Source organism: Mycobacterium sp., assembly GCF_049281135.1.
Lineage (GTDB): Bacteria > Actinomycetota > Actinomycetes > Mycobacteriales > Mycobacteriaceae > Mycobacterium.
Window position 1 is genome coordinate 18,158 of the sequence record NZ_JBAPRN010000188.1, and the last position, 18,437, is coordinate 36,594.

General features: G+C 63.4%; 18 protein-coding genes. 10 read left to right on the forward strand and 8 right to left on the reverse strand.

Annotated elements, in window-relative coordinates; all coding sequences use genetic code 11:
• Nucleotides 1-4: 4 nt before the first annotated feature.
• Complete coding sequence (locus tag WAN02_RS07680; RefSeq protein WP_422263565.1) at nucleotides 5-820, forward strand: hypothetical protein; 816 nt, start codon at nucleotides 5-7, stop codon at nucleotides 818-820.
• Nucleotides 817-1,626 carry a hypothetical protein gene (locus WAN02_RS07685; protein ID WP_422263566.1) on the forward strand — a complete coding sequence of 270 codons (810 nt, stop codon included), beginning with the start codon at nucleotides 817-819 and terminating at the stop codon, nucleotides 1,624-1,626. Before WAN02_RS07680 ends, WAN02_RS07685 begins: the two co-directional genes overlap by 4 nt.
• A gap of 21 nt (nucleotides 1,627-1,647) precedes the next feature.
• Here WAN02_RS07685 and WAN02_RS07690 read toward each other — a convergent pair whose 3' ends face one another.
• Entirely contained in the window at nucleotides 1,648-2,829 is a 1,182-nt protein-coding gene (locus tag WAN02_RS07690; protein ID WP_422263567.1) for a spirocyclase AveC family protein, read from the reverse strand.
• A gap of 17 nt (nucleotides 2,830-2,846) precedes the next feature.
• Nucleotides 2,847-4,343: a carotenoid oxygenase family protein gene (locus WAN02_RS07695; protein ID WP_422263568.1), complete on the reverse strand. Its 1,497-nt coding sequence runs from the start codon at nucleotides 4,341-4,343 to the stop codon at nucleotides 2,847-2,849.
• Between the two features lie 504 nt (nucleotides 4,344-4,847).
• On the opposite strand from WAN02_RS07695, the gene WAN02_RS07700 reads away from it, so the two are divergent.
• The 6 genes from WAN02_RS07700 to WAN02_RS07725 are packed head-to-tail and all read left to right on the forward strand — an operon-like array spanning nucleotide 4,848 to nucleotide 10,692.
• Nucleotides 4,848-5,888 (forward strand): tyrosine protein kinase, encoded by a 1,041-nt coding sequence (locus tag WAN02_RS07700; protein ID WP_422263569.1) that lies wholly within the window; start codon nucleotides 4,848-4,850, stop codon nucleotides 5,886-5,888.
• Nucleotides 5,878-7,497 carry a PEP-utilizing enzyme gene (locus WAN02_RS07705; protein ID WP_422263570.1) on the forward strand — a complete coding sequence of 540 codons (1,620 nt, stop codon included), beginning with the start codon at nucleotides 5,878-5,880 and terminating at the stop codon, nucleotides 7,495-7,497. Before WAN02_RS07700 ends, WAN02_RS07705 begins: the two co-directional genes overlap by 11 nt.
• Nucleotides 7,498-7,537: 40 nt before the next feature.
• The gene (locus WAN02_RS07710; RefSeq protein WP_422263571.1) at nucleotides 7,538-8,800 is read left to right on the forward strand and encodes a TIGR03857 family LLM class F420-dependent oxidoreductase; all 1,263 of its coding nucleotides are present in this window, start codon (nucleotides 7,538-7,540) and stop codon (nucleotides 8,798-8,800) included.
• Nucleotides 8,707-9,342 (forward strand): TetR/AcrR family transcriptional regulator C-terminal domain-containing protein, encoded by a 636-nt coding sequence (locus WAN02_RS07715; RefSeq protein ID WP_422263572.1) that lies wholly within the window; start codon nucleotides 8,707-8,709, stop codon nucleotides 9,340-9,342. Before WAN02_RS07710 ends, WAN02_RS07715 begins: the two co-directional genes overlap by 94 nt.
• Before the next feature lie 48 nt (nucleotides 9,343-9,390).
• Nucleotides 9,391-10,143 carry a hypothetical protein gene (locus WAN02_RS07720; protein WP_422263573.1) on the forward strand — a complete coding sequence of 251 codons (753 nt, stop codon included), beginning with the start codon at nucleotides 9,391-9,393 and terminating at the stop codon, nucleotides 10,141-10,143.
• Nucleotides 10,144-10,170: 27 nt separating this feature from the next.
• The gene (locus WAN02_RS07725; protein ID WP_422263574.1) at nucleotides 10,171-10,692 is read left to right on the forward strand and encodes a MarR family winged helix-turn-helix transcriptional regulator; all 522 of its coding nucleotides are present in this window, start codon (nucleotides 10,171-10,173) and stop codon (nucleotides 10,690-10,692) included.
• Nucleotides 10,693-10,797: 105 nt separating this feature from the next.
• Here WAN02_RS07725 and WAN02_RS07730 read toward each other — a convergent pair whose 3' ends face one another.
• The 4 genes from WAN02_RS07730 to WAN02_RS07745 all read right to left on the reverse strand — a co-directional run bounded on the left by WAN02_RS07730 (nucleotide 10,798) and on the right by WAN02_RS07745 (nucleotide 13,438).
• Complete coding sequence (locus WAN02_RS07730) at nucleotides 10,798-10,953, reverse strand: hypothetical protein (RefSeq protein WP_422263575.1); 156 nt, start codon at nucleotides 10,951-10,953, stop codon at nucleotides 10,798-10,800.
• Between the two features lie 87 nt (nucleotides 10,954-11,040).
• Nucleotides 11,041-11,625 (reverse strand): hypothetical protein, encoded by a 585-nt coding sequence (locus tag WAN02_RS07735; protein WP_422263576.1) that lies wholly within the window; start codon nucleotides 11,623-11,625, stop codon nucleotides 11,041-11,043.
• 391 nt (nucleotides 11,626-12,016) lie between these two features.
• Nucleotides 12,017-12,658 carry a TetR/AcrR family transcriptional regulator gene (locus tag WAN02_RS07740; protein ID WP_422263577.1) on the reverse strand — a complete coding sequence of 214 codons (642 nt, stop codon included), beginning with the start codon at nucleotides 12,656-12,658 and terminating at the stop codon, nucleotides 12,017-12,019.
• Nucleotides 12,659-12,715: 57 nt separating this feature from the next.
• On the reverse strand, nucleotides 12,716-13,438 hold the full coding sequence (locus tag WAN02_RS07745; protein WP_422263578.1) for an alpha/beta fold hydrolase: 723 nt from the start codon (nucleotides 13,436-13,438) through the stop codon (nucleotides 12,716-12,718).
• A 251-nt stretch (nucleotides 13,439-13,689) separates the two neighbouring features.
• Between WAN02_RS07745 and WAN02_RS07750 the strand changes: the two genes are divergently transcribed.
• Nucleotides 13,690-15,222 carry an AMP-binding protein gene (locus WAN02_RS07750; protein WP_422263579.1) on the forward strand — a complete coding sequence of 511 codons (1,533 nt, stop codon included), beginning with the start codon at nucleotides 13,690-13,692 and terminating at the stop codon, nucleotides 15,220-15,222.
• Here WAN02_RS07750 and WAN02_RS07755 read toward each other — a convergent pair.
• Together WAN02_RS07755 and WAN02_RS07760 are read right to left on the reverse strand one after the other, a co-directional pair.
• On the reverse strand, nucleotides 15,197-16,165 hold the full coding sequence (locus WAN02_RS07755) for an acyl-CoA thioesterase (RefSeq protein ID WP_422263580.1): 969 nt from the start codon (nucleotides 16,163-16,165) through the stop codon (nucleotides 15,197-15,199). The two genes, WAN02_RS07750 and WAN02_RS07755, sit on opposite strands and share 26 nt — an antisense overlap.
• A 17-nt stretch (nucleotides 16,166-16,182) precedes the next feature.
• A complete protein-coding gene (locus tag WAN02_RS07760) occupies nucleotides 16,183-17,013 on the reverse strand; it encodes a mycofactocin-coupled SDR family oxidoreductase (protein WP_422263581.1) in 831 nt (276 codons plus the stop codon).
• A gap of 142 nt (nucleotides 17,014-17,155) precedes the next feature.
• Between WAN02_RS07760 and WAN02_RS07765 the strand changes: the two genes are divergently transcribed.
• Nucleotides 17,156-18,358 carry a cytochrome P450 gene (locus tag WAN02_RS07765; RefSeq protein ID WP_422263582.1) on the forward strand — a complete coding sequence of 401 codons (1,203 nt, stop codon included), beginning with the start codon at nucleotides 17,156-17,158 and terminating at the stop codon, nucleotides 18,356-18,358.
• Nucleotides 18,359-18,437 lie beyond the last annotated feature (79 nt).

Genomic DNA, 18,437 nt, shown 5'->3' on the forward strand with positions numbered 1-18,437 from the left:
CATCATGGCCCAATTCAACATTCCGACGCCGCCGTCCATGGTATTCCCGCGGATACCGCAGACGATCGCCGAGATTGTCCTGTGGATCGTGGTGGTCGCGTTCGTGGCCTTCGCGGTGCATCAGTGGCGGCGAACGGCTTCGCCGCTGGGCCTGGTGCTGCTGGCGGGCGGCGGGATTGCGCTATTCAACGAACCGCTCGACGACATCTTGGGTCTGGTGCACCACCCCAGGGCGGGTCAGGATGTGGTCTTCGAGACGATGGGCCCGATTCCGCACTGGGGGCTACCCACCTACATCCTCTTCTTCGGAGGCATCGCATACGTATTGCTACTCGAACTGCGTAAATTGACCTTCACTCCGCGCGCGTTCTGGACCGGCATCGCCATCACCTTTGTCGCTGACCTACTCATCGAGTTGCCGCTGCTGCACTTTCGGCTCTACACATACTTCGGCTACGGGCAGGTGCCGATGAGCATCGGTGGATTTCCGTTGTACTGGCTGTTCATCAACACCACGGGCCCAATCCTCTGTGCGGCCATCCTGTTCGCGGTGCCGGGCTACTTCACGGGCTGGCGGGCTCCGCTGGTGCTGTTTCTGCCACTGGTCACCGACGCTGGCTGCAGCGCGGCCGTGGGTCTGCCCGTGTACAACGCACTGCACGTGCCGGGCGCCTCGGCATGGGTGACCTGGGTCGGCGCAGTCCTTTCCTGCGCAATCGGTTTGGCGATCCTCGACGCGCTGGCACGCTGGATCTACACCCACACCCTCAGGATGCACAAGGCCGCGGAACCGGCCGAACAACTGCAGCCGCAGTCATGAGTTGGGCCAGCGGACATTTCGAACTGCCGGCGACCCCCGACGGCACGGAGATGCCGCAAACCGCTCAGCTCGTGGCAACCGTGGCCATGGCCGTGCTGGTGGCCGGCTTCGCCGTGTACGCGCTACGAGAGATCACCCGGAGGCGTTCGGTCACCCTGGTGCTACTACTTGTCGGCGGGGCGATCTCATACTTCAACGAACCCATCGACGATGTGTTGGGATTGGCGTGGCACCCGGTCGTGGGGCAGTGGACGGCACTGGACACCTTCTCACGTGTTCCGTTGTGGGGCTTGGGTATCTATATCGTTTTCTTCGGTGGCATGCCCTATCTGATCCTGCAGAATCTGCTCCGTGGCATGACCCGTCGGCAGCTGTGGGGCTGGGTGGGTGTGCTAGCGGTACTCGACGTTGCCGTCGAGTTGCCGATTTTGGCCAGTGGCATCTACAGCTACTACGGCGGCGCGCCGTTGCAGGTTGGTGGCTTTCCGGTGTATTGGATCGTCATCAACACGGTGGGACCGCTGGCCCTTGCCGTGTTGCTGCTCGCAGCGGGGGAGTCCTTCACCGGCTGGCGTGCGGTGTATCTGCTTGTTCTTCCGATGGTGTGCGATGCGGCGGGCAGTGTCGCGGTTGGATGGCCGATCTTCAGCGCCCTGAATGCCCAAGCTTCCGCGCCCGTGCAATGGCTGGCTGCTGGCCTGACCATTACTATCGGCCTCGCCGCGCTGGACCTGCTGATCGTCTACGCGGCGCGGACGTCGGCAGCGCTGGGGCACGCGAAAACGGTTGGCGCCGTTGGCGTGTGAACCGCCATCCGAGCCTGTCGTTCAGCGAAACGGGTATTGCGTGGGCAATGTGGTGTGAGGCGGTATGACGGCCTTGCCGTCAGGTGTGATGTATGCAGAGCCCTTGCCGGAGTCGCTGTTATCGTTGCGGCTCAATGGGACACCCGGGCCGGGACAGGCGCGATCGGTGCCCTGTCCGCATAATCCGTCGGTGAGGTACGACCGGTCAATAAGGTCGCGCTGCCATTCCTTGGAGTGGGTTCCGATCCAGTAGTTCGGCACGTTATAGGTGAGGAACAGTGCCACGTGCACTCCGGCCAACACCGCTAGCGCCCGCACCACCATCTGTGTGCGATCGGACATCCGAAGATTTTCAGCGCCGCGCTCGACCAGCGTCTGGCCTCTGTCGTTACGGAAGTATCGCAGGCAGGCGACCGCGGTGAAAGTCGCGGAGACGGTGACGATTTCATTGAGCGGGAAGGCGTGGTAGGACCCGCTGAAGATGGCGAAGCCGCGGCCGCCCGGGTACTCCCAGATACCGAGCGGCATGAAGATAACGGCCTCGAGGATGATGTCGAAAGCGACCATGCCGACGAAACAGACACCGATCAGGCCGAGAGTGCCGATTTGTGGCCACTTGGCCTTGGCCCGTCGCATGACCGCGCAACCGAGGAACATCGTGATGACGAAAACGTAGACGTACAACCCCGGCATGATCAGGATCGGCTCGACCAGCATCGCGCCCGGTTTCCCGTTGGATAGCCAACCCGGGACACCGTGTACCCACGAGCCGTAATTGATGGCCCACGAGTTGTAGCTGAACCAGTGCCCGCCGTAGGCCGACAACGGGTCCTGGAACCACAGCGTCGAAAAGGCAATCACTAGCATGCCGTCGAGAGTCAATCGGCGCTGACGGATGATCGGGCGCACCACGAACCAGCCCATGAGGCCGATGCCGATGGGAATCGACACGGCCTGGAAGACCACCATCGCCACCTTCATGAACATCGGTGGGTCGGTGGGACCGGTCGGCACCCGCTCGAAGAACGGACCAGTTACCCAGTTGATCAACACATAGGCGATGAAGGCCAGGATTACCGTGCCCAGGCCAGCCCACCACTTCACCGGAACCAACCGGTGTGGTTCCTGTGCAACCGCATTGGGCGGAGAGGCGACGCCGGTTGAACGTGAACTGTGCAACTCGGTGGTAGGAGTCGTTGCCATGGGACACCTTTCGTCGTCTAGCGGAAGTCCATCCAGTGGCCGTGCGGGGTCCAGCCCATGTGGAAGGGCAGCTCGATCTTGCAGATAGGTCCGGCGGTGATGTCGTCGGTGTCAAAGATCTGAAACTCGCCCCGACGCTCGTGCCACCACGACACCGGCACGATGATGTACCCGTCGCCCTCGGCGGCGTCGGTGGTGCGTGGTGCGAAGGACGCCTCGAGCACCGCGGCCAATTCCCCTTCGCCCCGGATCTGGTAGACCTGTTCGGTCACCTTGTCCACGTCGTTGCGAATGAGGCTGTCCATCCTCATCCCGCGTTTCTTGGGCTGCCCGCCGATCTGAAAGCCGTAGCGGTGACCTCTCCCGTAGAAGCGCTGGTCAACCTTGCAGATCTCGGACGGCAGCTCCGAAAGCTGTTCTGCCGTGGTGTCGCCGGTGGTGAGGTTGACGGACCACCGTCCCAGGTAACTGGCGGCGTTACTGAAGAACAGTGCGGCCTGGTCGCCTTCCTTGAAGTCCTGCTCCATCGGGAACGGCGGCGTGTTGAAGATCGGCGCGTCGAGGATCAGCTGGTCGCCCCGGACGTTGGCCGTCATTGTGTGCATCACATATTGGGCAGGCAGATCAGTTTGGATCCAACGGATCTCGCCCTGCAAGTTGTGCCGCGGGATCAGCGCGAGGGTGATCGGCAGTTCGGGTTCCCAGCCGAAGACAGTGAGCCCCTTGCTATTACGCTGCAGATCGATAATGAACGGCTGGAACGGCATGACAACCCAGTCCGGTGTAAGCCAAATATCATGTGCCACAGTGTTGTACGGGGCATCCCACAGGTCGCGGGACTCCACCGTGCCATCCGGATGCACGTACTTCATCGACACATACGGCGCGGTGTCGCTGTATGACCAACCGTAGAGGACGCCGGTGTCCTCATCCCACTTCGGGTGTGCACAGAACGTCCCGTCGCCGAAGCACACCAGATCATGCGGTCCCTTGGACAAGGCCGGCGCCCACGGCACGATGCCCTTGGTCTCCAAGGTGATCGGGTCGATGACCTGTGGGGCACCACCCAATTCGCCGGACACCACGAGGTCGCCCGCGAACGGGAAGATGTTGATGCTGCTGGTGCCCTGCGGGGTGTACGAGTTCTGCGGGGTGCGCACCACCTCGCCGTAGCCGTAGTCCCGATAGTCGCCGAACCCACCGTCGGCGTAGTCGAACATGCCGCGACCGTATTTGTCTTCCAGCACATACTTCGGAGTGCGCACCCAGCGGTTGCGGAAATCGGCGCGGCCGTTGTCGAAGACCAGGCCCTGGACCATGCCGTCCATTGCCAGCAGCGGTGTCGTCCCCTGATTGGTCGGCCGCTTCCAGCACGGTCCGGTGCGGTAGAAGCCACCCGCGAGATCTTTGGGGATCTCGCCGTGGGAGACGATGCACTCCTCGACGGTGGCTTCGAACCGCATCGGCTGGAACGGTCCCCTGGTGGTCACCGTGTCGGGAATGGAGTAGCTCATGTTCTGCTCTCTGGTCCGTGTTTCTTAGCGGCGGCGCGCGCACGAACCGACGCCGCTACCAGCGATGCTAGCGCCGAAACCACGTTCTGTAAACGATCACTTACAGAATATGTAGGCAGGAGTTCGATCGGAAATGTTGCTAGCCCCCCGTAGAATTGGTAAAGGTCGCGCTGGCGGACACGCCGCTGCTATGTTAGGCAGCGAGGCGTCGGAGCATCGGAGGTAGCTATCGTGTAAGCGATCGTTATCTATTGGCGAGATCGCGCAGTCATTGGAGCAGCTCTCGAACATGGAAACATCCCGACCTTGCCAACGGTCCTGGTGCAACGGTAATGCTGCCCGGCCGGCCGAACCTTACCGATCCCAACGCGAGAAGCCGCGACAGTTCGTATCGTTGACAAATCCATTGATTCATTTTTGGGACACTGTGTGCCATATCTGGCGAAGGGTCCGTGATGCTGAACTCGACGACAAAGGCTCTCCGAACTTGGCGGTGGTCCTGAGATGCCATTGCAGACCCATCCAGCAGACACCGACCTGATCGGCGTCGAACCTGGCGCGGGCCCGTGGGAGCCCTCCACAGTGCACACGCACTACTTCGGTTTCCAAGTTCCCGAGGCCGCTATCGGTGGGTTTCTCTACATCCGCTATCAACCCTTCTTCCCGCTCTCGCAGGGCAGCGTGATCATCTTCGAGGGGCTGGACAACCCCACGCATCTGGACGCAGCGTTCTTGGATTGGCAAATGGCCATGCCCTACCCGCAAGTGACCGGGCAGGCCATTACCACCGCCAACGGCTTCCGGATCGACTTTTTGGAGTTGGGCCGTTCCGCGCGCACCACGTATACCAGCAGCGACGGGACGACCTCGTTCGACCTCGTGCACACCGCCGTGACCCCGTTGGTTGCCCGATCGGCAGTGATTCCCGGGGAGAACATCCACGAGTCTGACGGACCGGGCGGCACCGAACAGTTCATGCACTGTGTGGGCGAGGTGACGTTACGGAGGCGACATTATTCGGTTGACTGCTACATGCCGCGAGACCGCTCGTGGCGGCAAAGCCGAACCGAGCAACGCGGTGGGCGCCACGACCCGCCGGTAGCTTGGACACCGATCTACTTCCCGGACACGCGCCTGGCCTTCAATCAAGTCGGCTTTGAATCACCGGAGACCGAACCGGTTTGGGCGGGCGCGCTGGCGATCCCCCCAGGTGCCCCCGAGTACCACTTCGCGTGGATCTGCGCCGATGGCGAGCTACGCGAGGTGACTGAGGTCTGCCGCTCTGTGGACGAGCTGCACCCCCAGGTGCCGGCGCCATTACGACAGACCATCGAGGCCCGCGATAACACCGGTGCGCGTTATCGCTTTACCGGTGAGGCGGTAGCGCTCGCCGCGATTCCCTCTTGGCCGAACGCTGCCACCTTCGACAGCGTAGTCCGCTGGACCGACGCGGACGGGCAGCTCGGATATGGTCCCTGCCAAGGCATCTGGTACGACGGGTTTGCCCAGTTGATGAAGATGAAGAGGCTGACCGGTGCCCGGTGAAGGTTGGGACGTCCTGCACGACCCGGGACCAGGAGACTCGCATTGGTCCACCGACAACGTGGGCGAGGCCGCGCCCGGAGTGCTAAGCCCGTTGAGCTGGAGCATGTGGGGTGCCATCGGCGACCGGATGCCTCGCGAGGTGGCTTACCGGATGGGCATCTTCTCCGCCGCGGATCGACGCGGATTTCCGCCGATTGTGCGGCCCTTTTATGGGCGGATCGCGTTGCGTATGGAATACCTGGCGACCATGGGCGACCGGATGCCCGGTGTCGACGGCGCGGATCTCGTGGCGAACATGTTCGGCAGGGTCCCTGAGACCATGATCTTCGCCCCCACCAGGCGTCGTTATCCGATCATCGCCTTCAAACTTCCCCGGGCGATGATCGTGGCACCCGGAGAGGTCCGACGACGCGCGGGGGTCATCGACGCTTGGTGGCGCTCGACTATTCCCACGATTTCTGGGCTGTCCCGATCAGAGACTGTCTCGACGCTGCGCGATGCCGTACGACGATTCGACGAGTCGTTGATTTGGCACTCCTTGGCCCTACTGGCGGTGGTACAGCCACTCCTGGTGGAGTTGACCAAGCTGGTCGAGCGGGCTGGTGTGGGTGACGTCGGGGCGCTGAGCGGAACCGGTGGAGCCGAAATGGCCATCATCTCCGATATCTGGCTGGCCTCCAGAGGCGTGCTGACAATCGGCGACGTCGTCGCGAGCCACGGATTCCACGGTCCATTTGAAGGCGAGGTCTCCAGCCGCGTTTGGCGGGAGGACCCCGCACCACTGGAGCGGATGATTCGTGGCTACGCCGACCGCCCGGATGCGGAGGATCCGGTGCAACGCGAGCGCGTGGCCCGGGAGCGTCTTCCTGAGCTGCAGCGACTCCTGTTGGCGGAACTCCCAGTCACCCAGCGGCCCATGGCGCGACTGGTTCTCACCCTTGCCGAACGATTGCTGCCCCTGCGCGGAGTGGGCAAGCGCGCGTTTCTGCAGTCGCTCGACGTCGCGCGTGGGGCTGCGCGGCGTCTCGGCGAGCACCTGGTTGTGGAAGGCCGGCTCATCTCGGCCGAGGACGTCTTTCAGCTGACGGTCGATGAGCTGACCGATGTCCTGCCAGCCGACGCGGCCGCTTTAGCGCAACTTCGGCGAGAACGGGGGCGTGAGTACGAAGCAATGCGATTGCCGGGCAACTGGCGCGGACGACCCGACCCGACTGTCATTGCAGCCGACTCTCGCCGAGCGGGGGGATCCATGACCACGGCGATCGAGGCGATCAGTGGCCTTGGGGTCAGCGCCGGCGTGGTGGAGGGGCGAGTGCGGGTCGTGGTCGATCCCTCCTTCGCCGAGGTAGAACCCGGCGAGGTGCTCGTCACTGCGACCACCGATCCGAGCTGGGCGTCGATCATGTTCCTGTCCAGCGCGCTGGTCGTCGACATCGGCGGCCAGCTGAGCCACGCGGCCGTCGTCGCGCGAGAACTCGGTGTTCCCTGTGTGGTCAACACCCGCACCGCGAGCAGCGTTCTACGCACCGGCGACCTCGTCCGCGTCGACGGCAACACCGGCTGCGTCGAGGTCCTCGATCGCGTTGAGAACAACCCGTCCGGCCAGTAAGCCGCTTGACGGTTAATACCGTACATAGTACGGTCTTTATATGACGAGCACCGAGCTGGCCCCCGTGGCCGATGACATGAGCGCGTTCATCATCGCCGGAGCGGTCAGCTCGAACCCGGAGCGATATGAGCGCGAGACGGAGGGCCGCACGCCGGCCCAGGGCGTCCAGGACGGCGTCGATGCCGAGGCGCTCGGATACCGGCGCGTGTGGCTCTCGGAGCGATGGGACATCAAGCAGGCAGACGTGATCCTGTCGGCGATTGGCGCACGGACGACGCGGCTCGAGATCGGGACGGGGATTGTGGTGCCGAGCACGCGGCACGCGTGGTCGACGGCGGCGCTCGGCGCGACGTTCCACGCCGTGCACGGTGAGCGGTTCATCCTCGGACTCGGGCGCGGTGAGAAGGGGGCGTTCAAGGGGATGGGGATCAAGGTCACGACCTTTGAGGCGATGGCCGACTACATCGACATCTACCGCCGGCTGTGGGCCGGAGAGGCCGTCAACTACGACGGCCCGGCGGGACGGTTCGAGCACCTGAAATTCGCGGAGACCTACGAAGGGCGCCCGCCGGAGATCTGGCTGGCCGGGTTCGCGCACGAGGCGGGCGCGCAGCTGCTCGCCGAGTCAGGGCTGGATGGAGTGATCCTGCCTCCGATCGTCACGCCGGTGATGGTTGCCGCGGCCAAGGAGCGCATTCGTGTGGCGTGCGAGCGCGTCGATCGCGACCCGAGCGAGATCAGGATCGTGGTGCCGGTGGTGACCGCGCCGGACATGGAAGAGGTCGAGGCGATGTCGATCAGCGCCGGCCGCTTGGTGACCTATCTGCAGTACCCGTATTACGGTGACGCTCTCGCGACTGCGAACGGCTGGGATCTCGGTCCGGTCAACGAGATGCGCAACCATCCGCAGTTCCAGGGCCTCACGCGCGCGGCGGACCTGACCTTCCATCGGCACGAGATGCTGGGCCCGGCCTCGCTGCTGCCTCAAGAGTGGATCTTCGACAGCTGCGCGATCGGGACGGTCGATGAGTGCGTGACCAACCTCGCGCGCTTCATCGATGCCGGGGCGGACGAGATTGCTACATACGGCAGCACTCCCCGTCAGAACGCCAAGCTGATCGCAGCCTGGCGTGAGAGGAAGAGAGAGACTGAACGGTGCGCGATCGCGCGTCGGGCGACCGCTGCGTGCGTGCCGCCTAGGATGCCCGGATGGGAAAACGCGGCATCCAACCCCGATACACCCAGGCCGAAATCGTTGCCGCCGCGATCGAGCTCATCGACCGAGACCCCGGAACCGAGCTGACGATCCGCGCTCTTGCCCAGCATCTCGGCTTGGGCACGATGAGCCTCTACGGCTACTTTCCCAACAAGGACGAACTTCTCGAGGCGATCGCCGCATCCTTGTTCGAATCACTCGACGGGGCCGACCATCTCGACGGGCCGTGGCAGGACCGCCTCCGCGAACAGGCGGTGACGATTCACGACATCGTCGTGCGCCATCCCAACATCGGCCGAATCCTGCGGGCGCACGCCACCCCGCACCCCACGCTGTTCCGCGTCCGCGAGCAGATGGTCAGCGTGCTCACCGAGGCCGGCTTCGAACTCCCCGCCGCCCTCGAAGCAATGGGAATCATCGCCAGCTATGCGCAAGGATTCGCCTCCATTCAAGCCGCCACACTCGACAGTGAGCCACTCAAGGACCGGATCCGCCAACTGCCCGCCGACGAGTTCCCGCTGTTGAATGCGGGCATCGAGCACTACCCCAACCACATCTCCGATGCCTCGTTTCGGCACGGACTGGACCTGCTCATCTCCGGCTTCGGCGCCGAGCTCGCCAACAGATGAACTGCGTTGCGGCACAAGGAATTTCCCAGAGGACACGAGGGTAGGCCAATGACCGAGAACGATATCGTCAACTCTTCCGCCGCCGGCCGCGCGAGCGCGGCAAACCAGCGGTTGATGGCGTACTGTGGCGTCGCCAGTTTGGTGGTCCTGTTGGTCGGTATGTGGGTCATCGCCGGCTTCGTCCCGCCGCCGGGACCCAACCAGTCGCTCCAACAAATCGTTGCGCTGTACTCCAACCACGGTGTGCGGATCAGATTCGGCCTGATTGTCGCCTGCGCCGGCGTCACACTGCTGGGGCCGTGGACAGCTGCCATCGCCGTCCAAATGCGGCGCATCGAAGGCGAATTCGCGCCGTTGGCGTTGACACAGGTAATGCTCGGCGCGGTTCTCATCATCGAGTTCTACGTACCGACCGTCATGTGGATGGTCGCCGCCTTCCGGCCCGAGGTCGATCCCGGCTTCACCTACCGCCTACACGATCTGGCATCCATAACCTTCGTCTCGCTGCCGTTCAGCGCCGCACTGCAGGCAGTTCTCCTGGCCATCGCGATCTTCCAGGACAGGCACGATCAACCGGTGTTCCCGCGCTGGCTGGGCTATTTGAGCGTGTGGGCGGCCATCAGCTATCTGCCAGGAGCCTTCAACTGTCTGTTCAAGACGGGCGTCATCGCGTGGAATGGCGTGCTGGCCTGGTGGCTTGGTTTGACCGCGTTCGGTATCTGGATCCTTGCTGTTTCGTTCTGCCTTTTGCGCTACGCGATCCCGCACCAGGAAGCGACGTACGCGCAGCCCGGTTCGTAAGCCGATACCGGCGCGCGATAATCGAGCATGGCCTCGCAGCATCCACCGGCCCGTACGATCACCGTCGAGGATTACCGGGAGCTGTTGGCACGGCGCCTGCAGGCAGACGGCATCGTCGACCGCGACGCGGCTGAGCATGCTGAGCTGGTGTTCAACCTGACCCGACTGCAGCACCGGCTGTCCCGCGATTTCGAGGCCATGCACCGGCGGCGTGGCTGGACATGGGCGGGCTTTCGCATCATGAACGTCTTGTGGGCGGTCGGCGCCGCCGAGCTGCGCGACGTCGCACGACTCTCGGGGGCGTCGCGCGCGGCCGTCTCCAGCGCGCTGAACACCCTCGAGCGTGACGGTCTGGTATCGCGGATCCGCGATAGCGCCGACCGCCGACTGGTCCGGCTCCAGCTGACCGAACACGGTCGTTCTGCGCTTCACGAGGCGATGCGCGAGCAGGCCGGCCGCGAGCGTGAGTGGCTGCTGGCGCTAGCCCCCGCTGAACAGCACCAGCTGAGCATGCTGCTCGCCGCGCTGGCCGATCAAAAAGTGCCATGAACCGGTAGTGGGTCAGTTTGAAGCGATGAGATCTGGGGCAGATCGCCCAACCCGACTAATCAGAGGGCGTCGGTCACGACGGGCACCCTCTTCCTGCGTCGTTATCTACTCGGCCGCAGCGGCTTCCGGGTGTGCGGGGCGCTCGGCCTCGGCGAGATGGACAACTGCCTCGTTGACCTTGTCCTTGCCCATGATCTCAATGTATGCGCGGGCTGCGGCGCGCTGGGCCGGAGTGACCGTCACCACGCGAGTAGTAGCCATCCGTCGCACCTTTCTCTGCAGACCTGCGCCCTCAGTGTAATTGGTACAACACGTAAGCGTCGACAACTATGCCTGCAACCGGCGCGGCTATGGGGTGCCCTGTGGAGGGTCCTCCACAACGAAACGTACATCGCTTTCACCAGGTTTGGCGGGTTCGTCGACACCGGCATCCTTGAGCGCTGGTTCCATAATTCGCTCAAGCACAGTTATCGCGAGCTTTCTCTCCTCGGCAGTGGCCAGGGTGCTTGACGCGAGCTGGCCCACCATTGTCCTCCCGACGACGCCCTGGGCTTCGTCCTTGCTGAATGTGAAGTCCAACATCTCCTTGAACCTTCGGAACCATTCGCTTCTGGCGTCGTTCTCACGTTCCGTTGCCGCCGTCTCGCGGGCAGTTTTGGCAGCCTTATCCGCCGCCAATATGACTCCTCCCAGCGCGACGAGGGAGACCAGTAGCGCACTGATCGGCGGTACCCACGTAGAGGCCCACGAGGGCGAAGGAGGACGCAACGTTCGTGCAAGCTTCTCAAGTTCCGCGTCAGGAACCTTGATGCTGCCCTTGTGGCCGGTCTCTATATGCCCGGTTTGATCAGAGCCGACCTGTACGGTCTCGTCACCAATCGTGACTGTGATCGTCTCAGCAGAAGGCGTCCGCGTCGGCGGAGATGAGCTCATCTCTGACGTGGTACAGCTCTTCAAAATCCAACCTCCGCCGACACCGACGGTCAGAAGCACCAAGCCCAGGAGTACCCACGGCCACTTTCTTCGTGACACGCGCAAACTCCCTCCGGCCTGTTTGACCAGGAGATTAACGCATCACAGCTTGTTTTAGGTGCGGGCCACACCGGCAGCACTTTGGCCTTTCGGCGCACCTCCTATGGATGTGGCCCGCTTCAACCAACCCTGCCACCGGGCGCCGCGCATCGCCGCCCTACTTGGCTGATGAGGCCCGCTTGTCAGCGATGACGGCCACGCACTCGTCGACGCATTGGTCACAAACTGACCCACTACCCATGAACCGAACACGTTTGCTGTGGCGCGTTCTGTCAACACCACCCTCGATCAGTCAAGGTCGCACGGGAGCAAGCGTCACGGAGACGACTCGGTCGATGGCTCGCATCGTCCGTTGGGTCCGCTGTTCGTCGGAATAAAAGCCGATATCCATTGCCAGACCCCACAGCAGATCCATGCAGACCTGGGTGGTGGCCTCGGTGTCCATCTCGGTGTCGATCTCACCAGCGTGCACAGCGGTGTCGAGCAGGTTGCCGACGTATTCACGCACCGAGTCGATTGGCAGGAGCGCCTTCTCACGCAGCTCCGGGTGGGTGATCGCATCGACGGTGGATATTACGAAGAACCGGACGAACGTCTCGTCGGTCTGGCTGAATGCGACTGCGCTTTCGAACACCGCTATGACGCGACGGTGGACAGAGCCGGTCACATTCTTGGCGTCGTCGAGGATTTGGCCGGCCACGACAGCCTGGACCGACGCCAGCGCAGCGCCGTAGAGCTCAATTTTGCTCGCGTAGTAGTTCGTGATCGCGTTCCGGGTGATTCCCGCGTCTTCGGCGATCTGTTTGAGGCTCGCCCGCTCGTAACCGGTTGAGGCAAACACCTGCCGGGCGCTGTGCAGGATCTTGAGCCGCGTCTCGGCGCCGTCCGCGCCCAACGGGCGGCCTGGCCGGCGGCGAGTGACGGGAGAGCTCACCGGAATGACTTTACGAGTCACGCGTGCCATGCCGCATGACCGTATTTCGTGGCCCCTTTACTGCAGGCCGTTGGTGCCGATGTCAAGCAAGCGGGCGACCAGTTCGTCGGGCACCGAGAGAAACGGCGAATGATCCCCGCCCAGGTCGAACAGGCTGGCTTCGGCCGCCGCGCTCATTTTCTGCTGGAACCACCACGGCATCACCTGATCGTGACGCCCGCCCAGATATGTCTTCGGGACTGATCCGAAGCCCTCGCTGGTGATTCGTAGCGGCGCGGTAACCAGACCCAGCGGCTCGGGACAGAGTTGGGCGGCGGCCCACTCGGCGTCCTGAGGGTCGCAGCGGTTGTAGAACCCCTCAATGACAAGCTCGGACGCCGGGGCGAATGTGCTGCCGTCTTCTGAGAAGGTGAGCGCTCCCGGGCGCCTGAATAACCAGTCGTCGCCGATGCTCTGCATTTTCGGCAGCGCGGCCTCGCCGTCCTCGACAAGCAGCGCATTGATCAACACGAGACCCGCGACGGCGTCGGGCTTTTGCTCCACGAACTGGCTGACGATGAGTCCGCCGAGGCTGTGACCGACCAGCACCACCGGGGGCTCGGCGTTGTCCACCGCCGCGGCAACAGTGTCGAGGTAGGCCGAGAGTTCGGGCCGGTCCCCTCGGCCGCGCCCTGGCAGGTCGACAGCCTCGACCGCGTGGCTCTTGCTGAGCGGGCCGATGATGCGCTTCCAGCACCACGCGCCGTGGAAGCCGCCATGGACAAGGACGAATGTGGTCATGGGAAGACGACCTTTGATGCAGATGGCGAGGATTCGTGCCGTAGCCGGTCCCTATTCATGGGTCCGACAGGAAAAATGATCACTACGGTCCACCCATGGTCAAACGGTGTTTGGTTATCTGGTGATACGGTGCCACGTGACGGGCACCCACGTCAAGAAGGTGTGCGTCTAACTGGTCGAGGAGATGCACCCTGACCGTTTAGCATTTCTTGAACAACGTTAGGTGAACCTGATGATCGGAGCGCCAATTCGTGTTTCACGCAACTGATTGGGTGGCCTACCACGCGCAGCATCGCGGAGATTCCCTAGCCCTCGGATGCGCCGAGGACGGGCGGCGAACAACCTGGACACAACTGGAAGACCGGGTCGCCGGTGTCGCCGCCACGCTGCGCGATTTGGGGGTCGGATCCGGCGATCGGGTGGCGTTGATCAGCGAGAACGACCCGCGCGTGTTCGAGGTGCAGTTCGCCTGCATGCGACTTGGCGCACTGTTCGTGCCGCTCAATTGGAGGTTGCACGCCAGCGAGATCCAGGAGATCTGCCTGGACGCCCGGCCCAACGTCATCGTCCACGATGATCAATGGGCAGAGGTCGCCGTCACCGTTGCCGAGAAAGCCGATATCGCCCAACGCCTTTCCTTCAACCGGCCGCACGACGAGACCGAGTACGAGTCCGCTATCGCGGCGGCCACCCCGTTGCGCGCAACGGGCGCGATCTCGATGGACCAGCCCACTCACATTCTGTACACGTCGGGGACCACCGGGCGGCCAAAAGGCGCCCTGTCCACCAATGCCAACTTGGTGTGGCAGGCCCTCAACACCGCCCACACCACCGGATACTCCCAGTCCGGGTGCCACCAACTCAATCCGATGCCGCTGTTCCACGCGGGCGGCCTGACCGTGATGGCCAATCCGATTCTCTACTTCGGCGGCGCGGTGACGACGATGACCCGCTTCGACCCTGAAAACGTCCTTCGGCATCTGGTCAGCCACGACCCGCCAATCACCCACATCGCCGCAATTCCGTTGCTCTATCAGCGCATGGCCGAGACTCCCGGTTTCGCCGCGGCGGATTTGTCGCACCTACGCCACGGGATCATCGCCGGAGCGATCGCCTCGCCGGAACTCCTCCAGGCGTGGGCCGACCGCGGATTCCCGCTGCAGCCGCAGTACGGCGGGACCGAGATGGGCCCGATGGCAACGGCTCTCGACGACGAGGCGGCGAACCTCGACCATGCCAAGAGGGGGTCGACGGGTCGCGCCGCGCTGCACACGCAGATAAGGCTGGTCGATGCAACTGGCCGCGACGTCGAGGATGGCGTTACGGGTGAAATCTGGTTGCGAGGCCCGAGCATCACCGTCGGGTATTGGGATCGGGACAACGGCGACTACTTCACCGGGGACGGCTGGTTTCGAACCGGCGATTCGGCCTACCGCGACCAGGACGGCTTCTATTATCCGGTTGGCCGTGTCAAAGAGATGTTCAAGTCCGGCGGGGAAAATATCTACCCAGCCGAAATCGAGCAGGTGCTCTCGCTGCATCCGGACGTGCGTGACGTCGGCATCGTCGGCATCGCCGACGAGGAATGGGGTGAGGTCGGCTTGGCGGTCGTGGTGGCGGAACCCGGGGTCACCATCACCCTCGACGAACTGAATACCTTTGCGGCGCAACGGCTAGCGCGCTACAAGCTGCCCAGACGGCTGGCCTTGGTCGACGACCTTCCTCGTAACGTCACCGGCAAGTTGTCCCGCGAGCAACTCAGGTCGAACCACCAGGGTGTTTGACCGTCCGCTCCGCCGGTGCATCGGGCAGCCGGGCACGTGGCGCGACGAACACCATCTCCTGGGCTACGCTCGCCACGAGTTGTCCTGAACGGGAGCGTAATTCACCGCGGCAGAACGCTCGGTATCCGTGTGCGATGGGTGCGATCTGCTCGAGCAGCAGCCAGTCATCAAGGCGTGCCGGACGGTGCAGCCAAACCGAATGATTCAGCGTAGCCCCGAGCAGGGCCGTGTGGCCGATCATGTCATGCCACGCTATTCCGGTGGGAAAGTACACGGGTTCGAACATCGGCATGTCCGTCGCGAAGGCCAGCGCCGCGGCATCGGCGCCCGCGATCTCACGAGGATAGCCAATAGCTTTCAGCCAGAGCCGGTTTCGTGGCGGGGCCGCCGAATCGTTCCAGGGCACTTGGTCGACGTACCGCAAGTCGACGGGCCATCGTCGGGCGGCTCCGCTCGGAATGTCGTCACCGTATCGATCTGACAACGATGCCAAGCGCGATGGCAGTGTGTCGGGGTCGGGCAGCGGTTGGGTGGGTTCACCGTCGGCCGGTGGCCATTCATGTTCTATCGAGGGTGCGCGGTCTTGGCTTGGCGCAGTGTGAAACGACGCGACGCTGGTGGCCAGCATTCGTCCGTTTTGCTGCGCGGTAACGACACGCGTTGACATCGAACGGGAATCACGCACCGAGTCGACGTCGTAGGTGACGGCATGGGTGTCGTCGCCCGGGTGCAAGAACGAGGTGTGCAACGAGTGCGCGACACGGTCGGTATCGACCGTCGCTGCCGCGGCCAGCAGGCTCTGCGCCCCAACCTGGCCACCGTAGAGACGTGGCAGACCCGAGCGTATGGGATCGGTCTCGTAGGTGTTGGCAGCGATCTCCCGCAGGGTGAAGATCTTTTGCCACCAACGCACGGATTGGGCGCTCTCGGGGGGGTCAACCACTGCCGTCGGGTGGTGCGTCAGCGTGCGGTCGCACCGGCGTCAACGGGCATCGCCGCGCCGGTGATGTATCGGGCTTCGTCGGAGACCAACCACGCGACCGCGTTGGAGATGTCTTCAGCCTGGATGAGCTGCACGGGAAGGATATTGGTCATCGCTTCGAACAGCTCGGGCACATCGGGCGCGGCACCCAAAAACGACTCGTTGTTGACCATGGGAGTGTCGGCACCGGTGGGGTGAATCGAGTTCACCCGAATGTTATAGCTGCCCAGTGCATTTGCGTAGGCCCTCATCAGTCCCACGACGCCGTGCTTTGCGGCGGTATAGCCCAACATCCCGTACGTCTTGGACCGCAGGCTGCGGGTCGTTCCCTTCAGGCCGGCCGCCGAACTGGTGATGACGATGGCGCCGCCCTGGTTCTGTTCGACGAGCGTGGGGATGGCCGCCTCGATCGTGTAGACAACGCCGGTGAGCATGACGTCGATGCAGTCGTGCCACGCCTGGACAACGGTGGATGTGGGGCCCAGCACGGGCATGATGCCGGCGTTGGCGATCACGATGTCCAGCCGGCCGAACTCCGCCAGCCCCTCGTCGACAACCTTGTTGACCGCAGCCTCGTCGCGCACATCGGCTCTGGCTGCCACGATCCGACGGCCCAGCGCCTCGACAGCTTCGACGGTCTGCGCGAGTTCCTCCTCGGTTCCCAGCGGGTAGGGAACCGAGTCGATCTGCTCGCAGATGTCGAACGTGACGATGTCGGCACCGTCTCGGGCAAGCCGTAGCGCATGGGAGCGGCCCTGGCCGCGCGCTCCACCGCTGATGAAGGCGACCTTGCCGTCCAACGCTCCCATGCGGACCTCCCGTTCAGCGGCGTCGCCGCGCCACACAGCCGTATCTAACCGATCGTTGTTCGATAACGTAGCGCGTGGCGGATCCCCTTGTACATCCCAAAACGTTGACTAACCAAACAGCGCTGGATTAGCGTGATGCGTCATGGGTAAAGCGCAGGCCGAATCCGACATCTCGGCCGCGGCGATGCTGCCGCATTACAACATGTGGGATCCCCAACACGAGAAGGCCAAATGGGATGTCTTCTCGTACGCACGGCGACATTGCCCGGTGGCCCACACGGATGCCGAAGGCGGCGGTCAATATGTCGTCACCCGGTACGACGACGTCCGCCGGGTTCTCGAAGATCCGCAGACCTTCTCGTCGGCCGGCGTTGCGCCCCGCCCGTCGCCGGTGCGACTCAATCCGCTCGATGCCGATCCGCCCTACCAGGTTGACCTGCGCAAAATCCTCAATCCGTTGTTCACCCGCAGCTTCCTGCTGCGGTTCGAGCCCGAACTGCGAAAAAATGCCACCGACCTCATCGGCCGCTTCATCGACAACGGGCGTTTCGAATTCGTCCGCGAGTTCGCGGGTCCGTTCGTGGGCAATGCCTTGTCGAGGGTCGTGTTCAACGAGGACGACCCGAAGAAGATGGACCATGCGGCCGAAGTCGTGATCCGGCTGGCGGTCGACGTCACCGACGAAGCGTTTTTCGAACTCGCCGTCCTGGCCGGGCAGTACATCGCCGAGCGCGAGGCGAACCCGGTTGCGCGAGACGATGTGTTGAACGCCATCGCCACCGGCACGGTGGAGGGGGGCAGGCCGCTGACGGACGAGGAACGACTCGGCGTCGTCACCGTCCTGTTCCTGGGTGGTCTCGACACCACCCGGGGGGCGATGGGTTCGATCGCCTACCACCTAGCCAGAGGGCCCGAACTCGAACAACGGCTACGTGATCCCGCCTGGATTCGTCAGGACATGGATGAATTCATCCGGCTGGAGTCGCCCGTCGGCTGTCTCGGCCGAACCGCCACCAGGGATGTCGAACTCGGTGGGGTGACGATCAAGCAAGGCCAGCAGTTGCTGATTCGCTTCGATTCGGCCAATCGCGATGAGGCTCGCTTCGAGGATGCGTCGTGCTTGAATTTCGATGGGCGGCGCAGTAGTTCGGCCGGTTTCGGACTGGGAATCCATCGTTGTCTGGGTTCGCACTTCGCCCGGATTCAGATTGCGATCGCTTTCGACGAGCTGTTCAACCGGGTGACAAATCTGCGCTTCGCCGACCCGGCCGCCGAAGTGCACTGGGCGCCTGGCATCGCCAACGGCCCAGAGGAGCTGGATCTCCTTTTCGACGTGATCGATTGAGACGACGGTGCCGGTAACCCACTTTTCGGGCATCGCGGGCGGCCCAGAACCAAACGGCGTATGGTTATACTCGACGGGA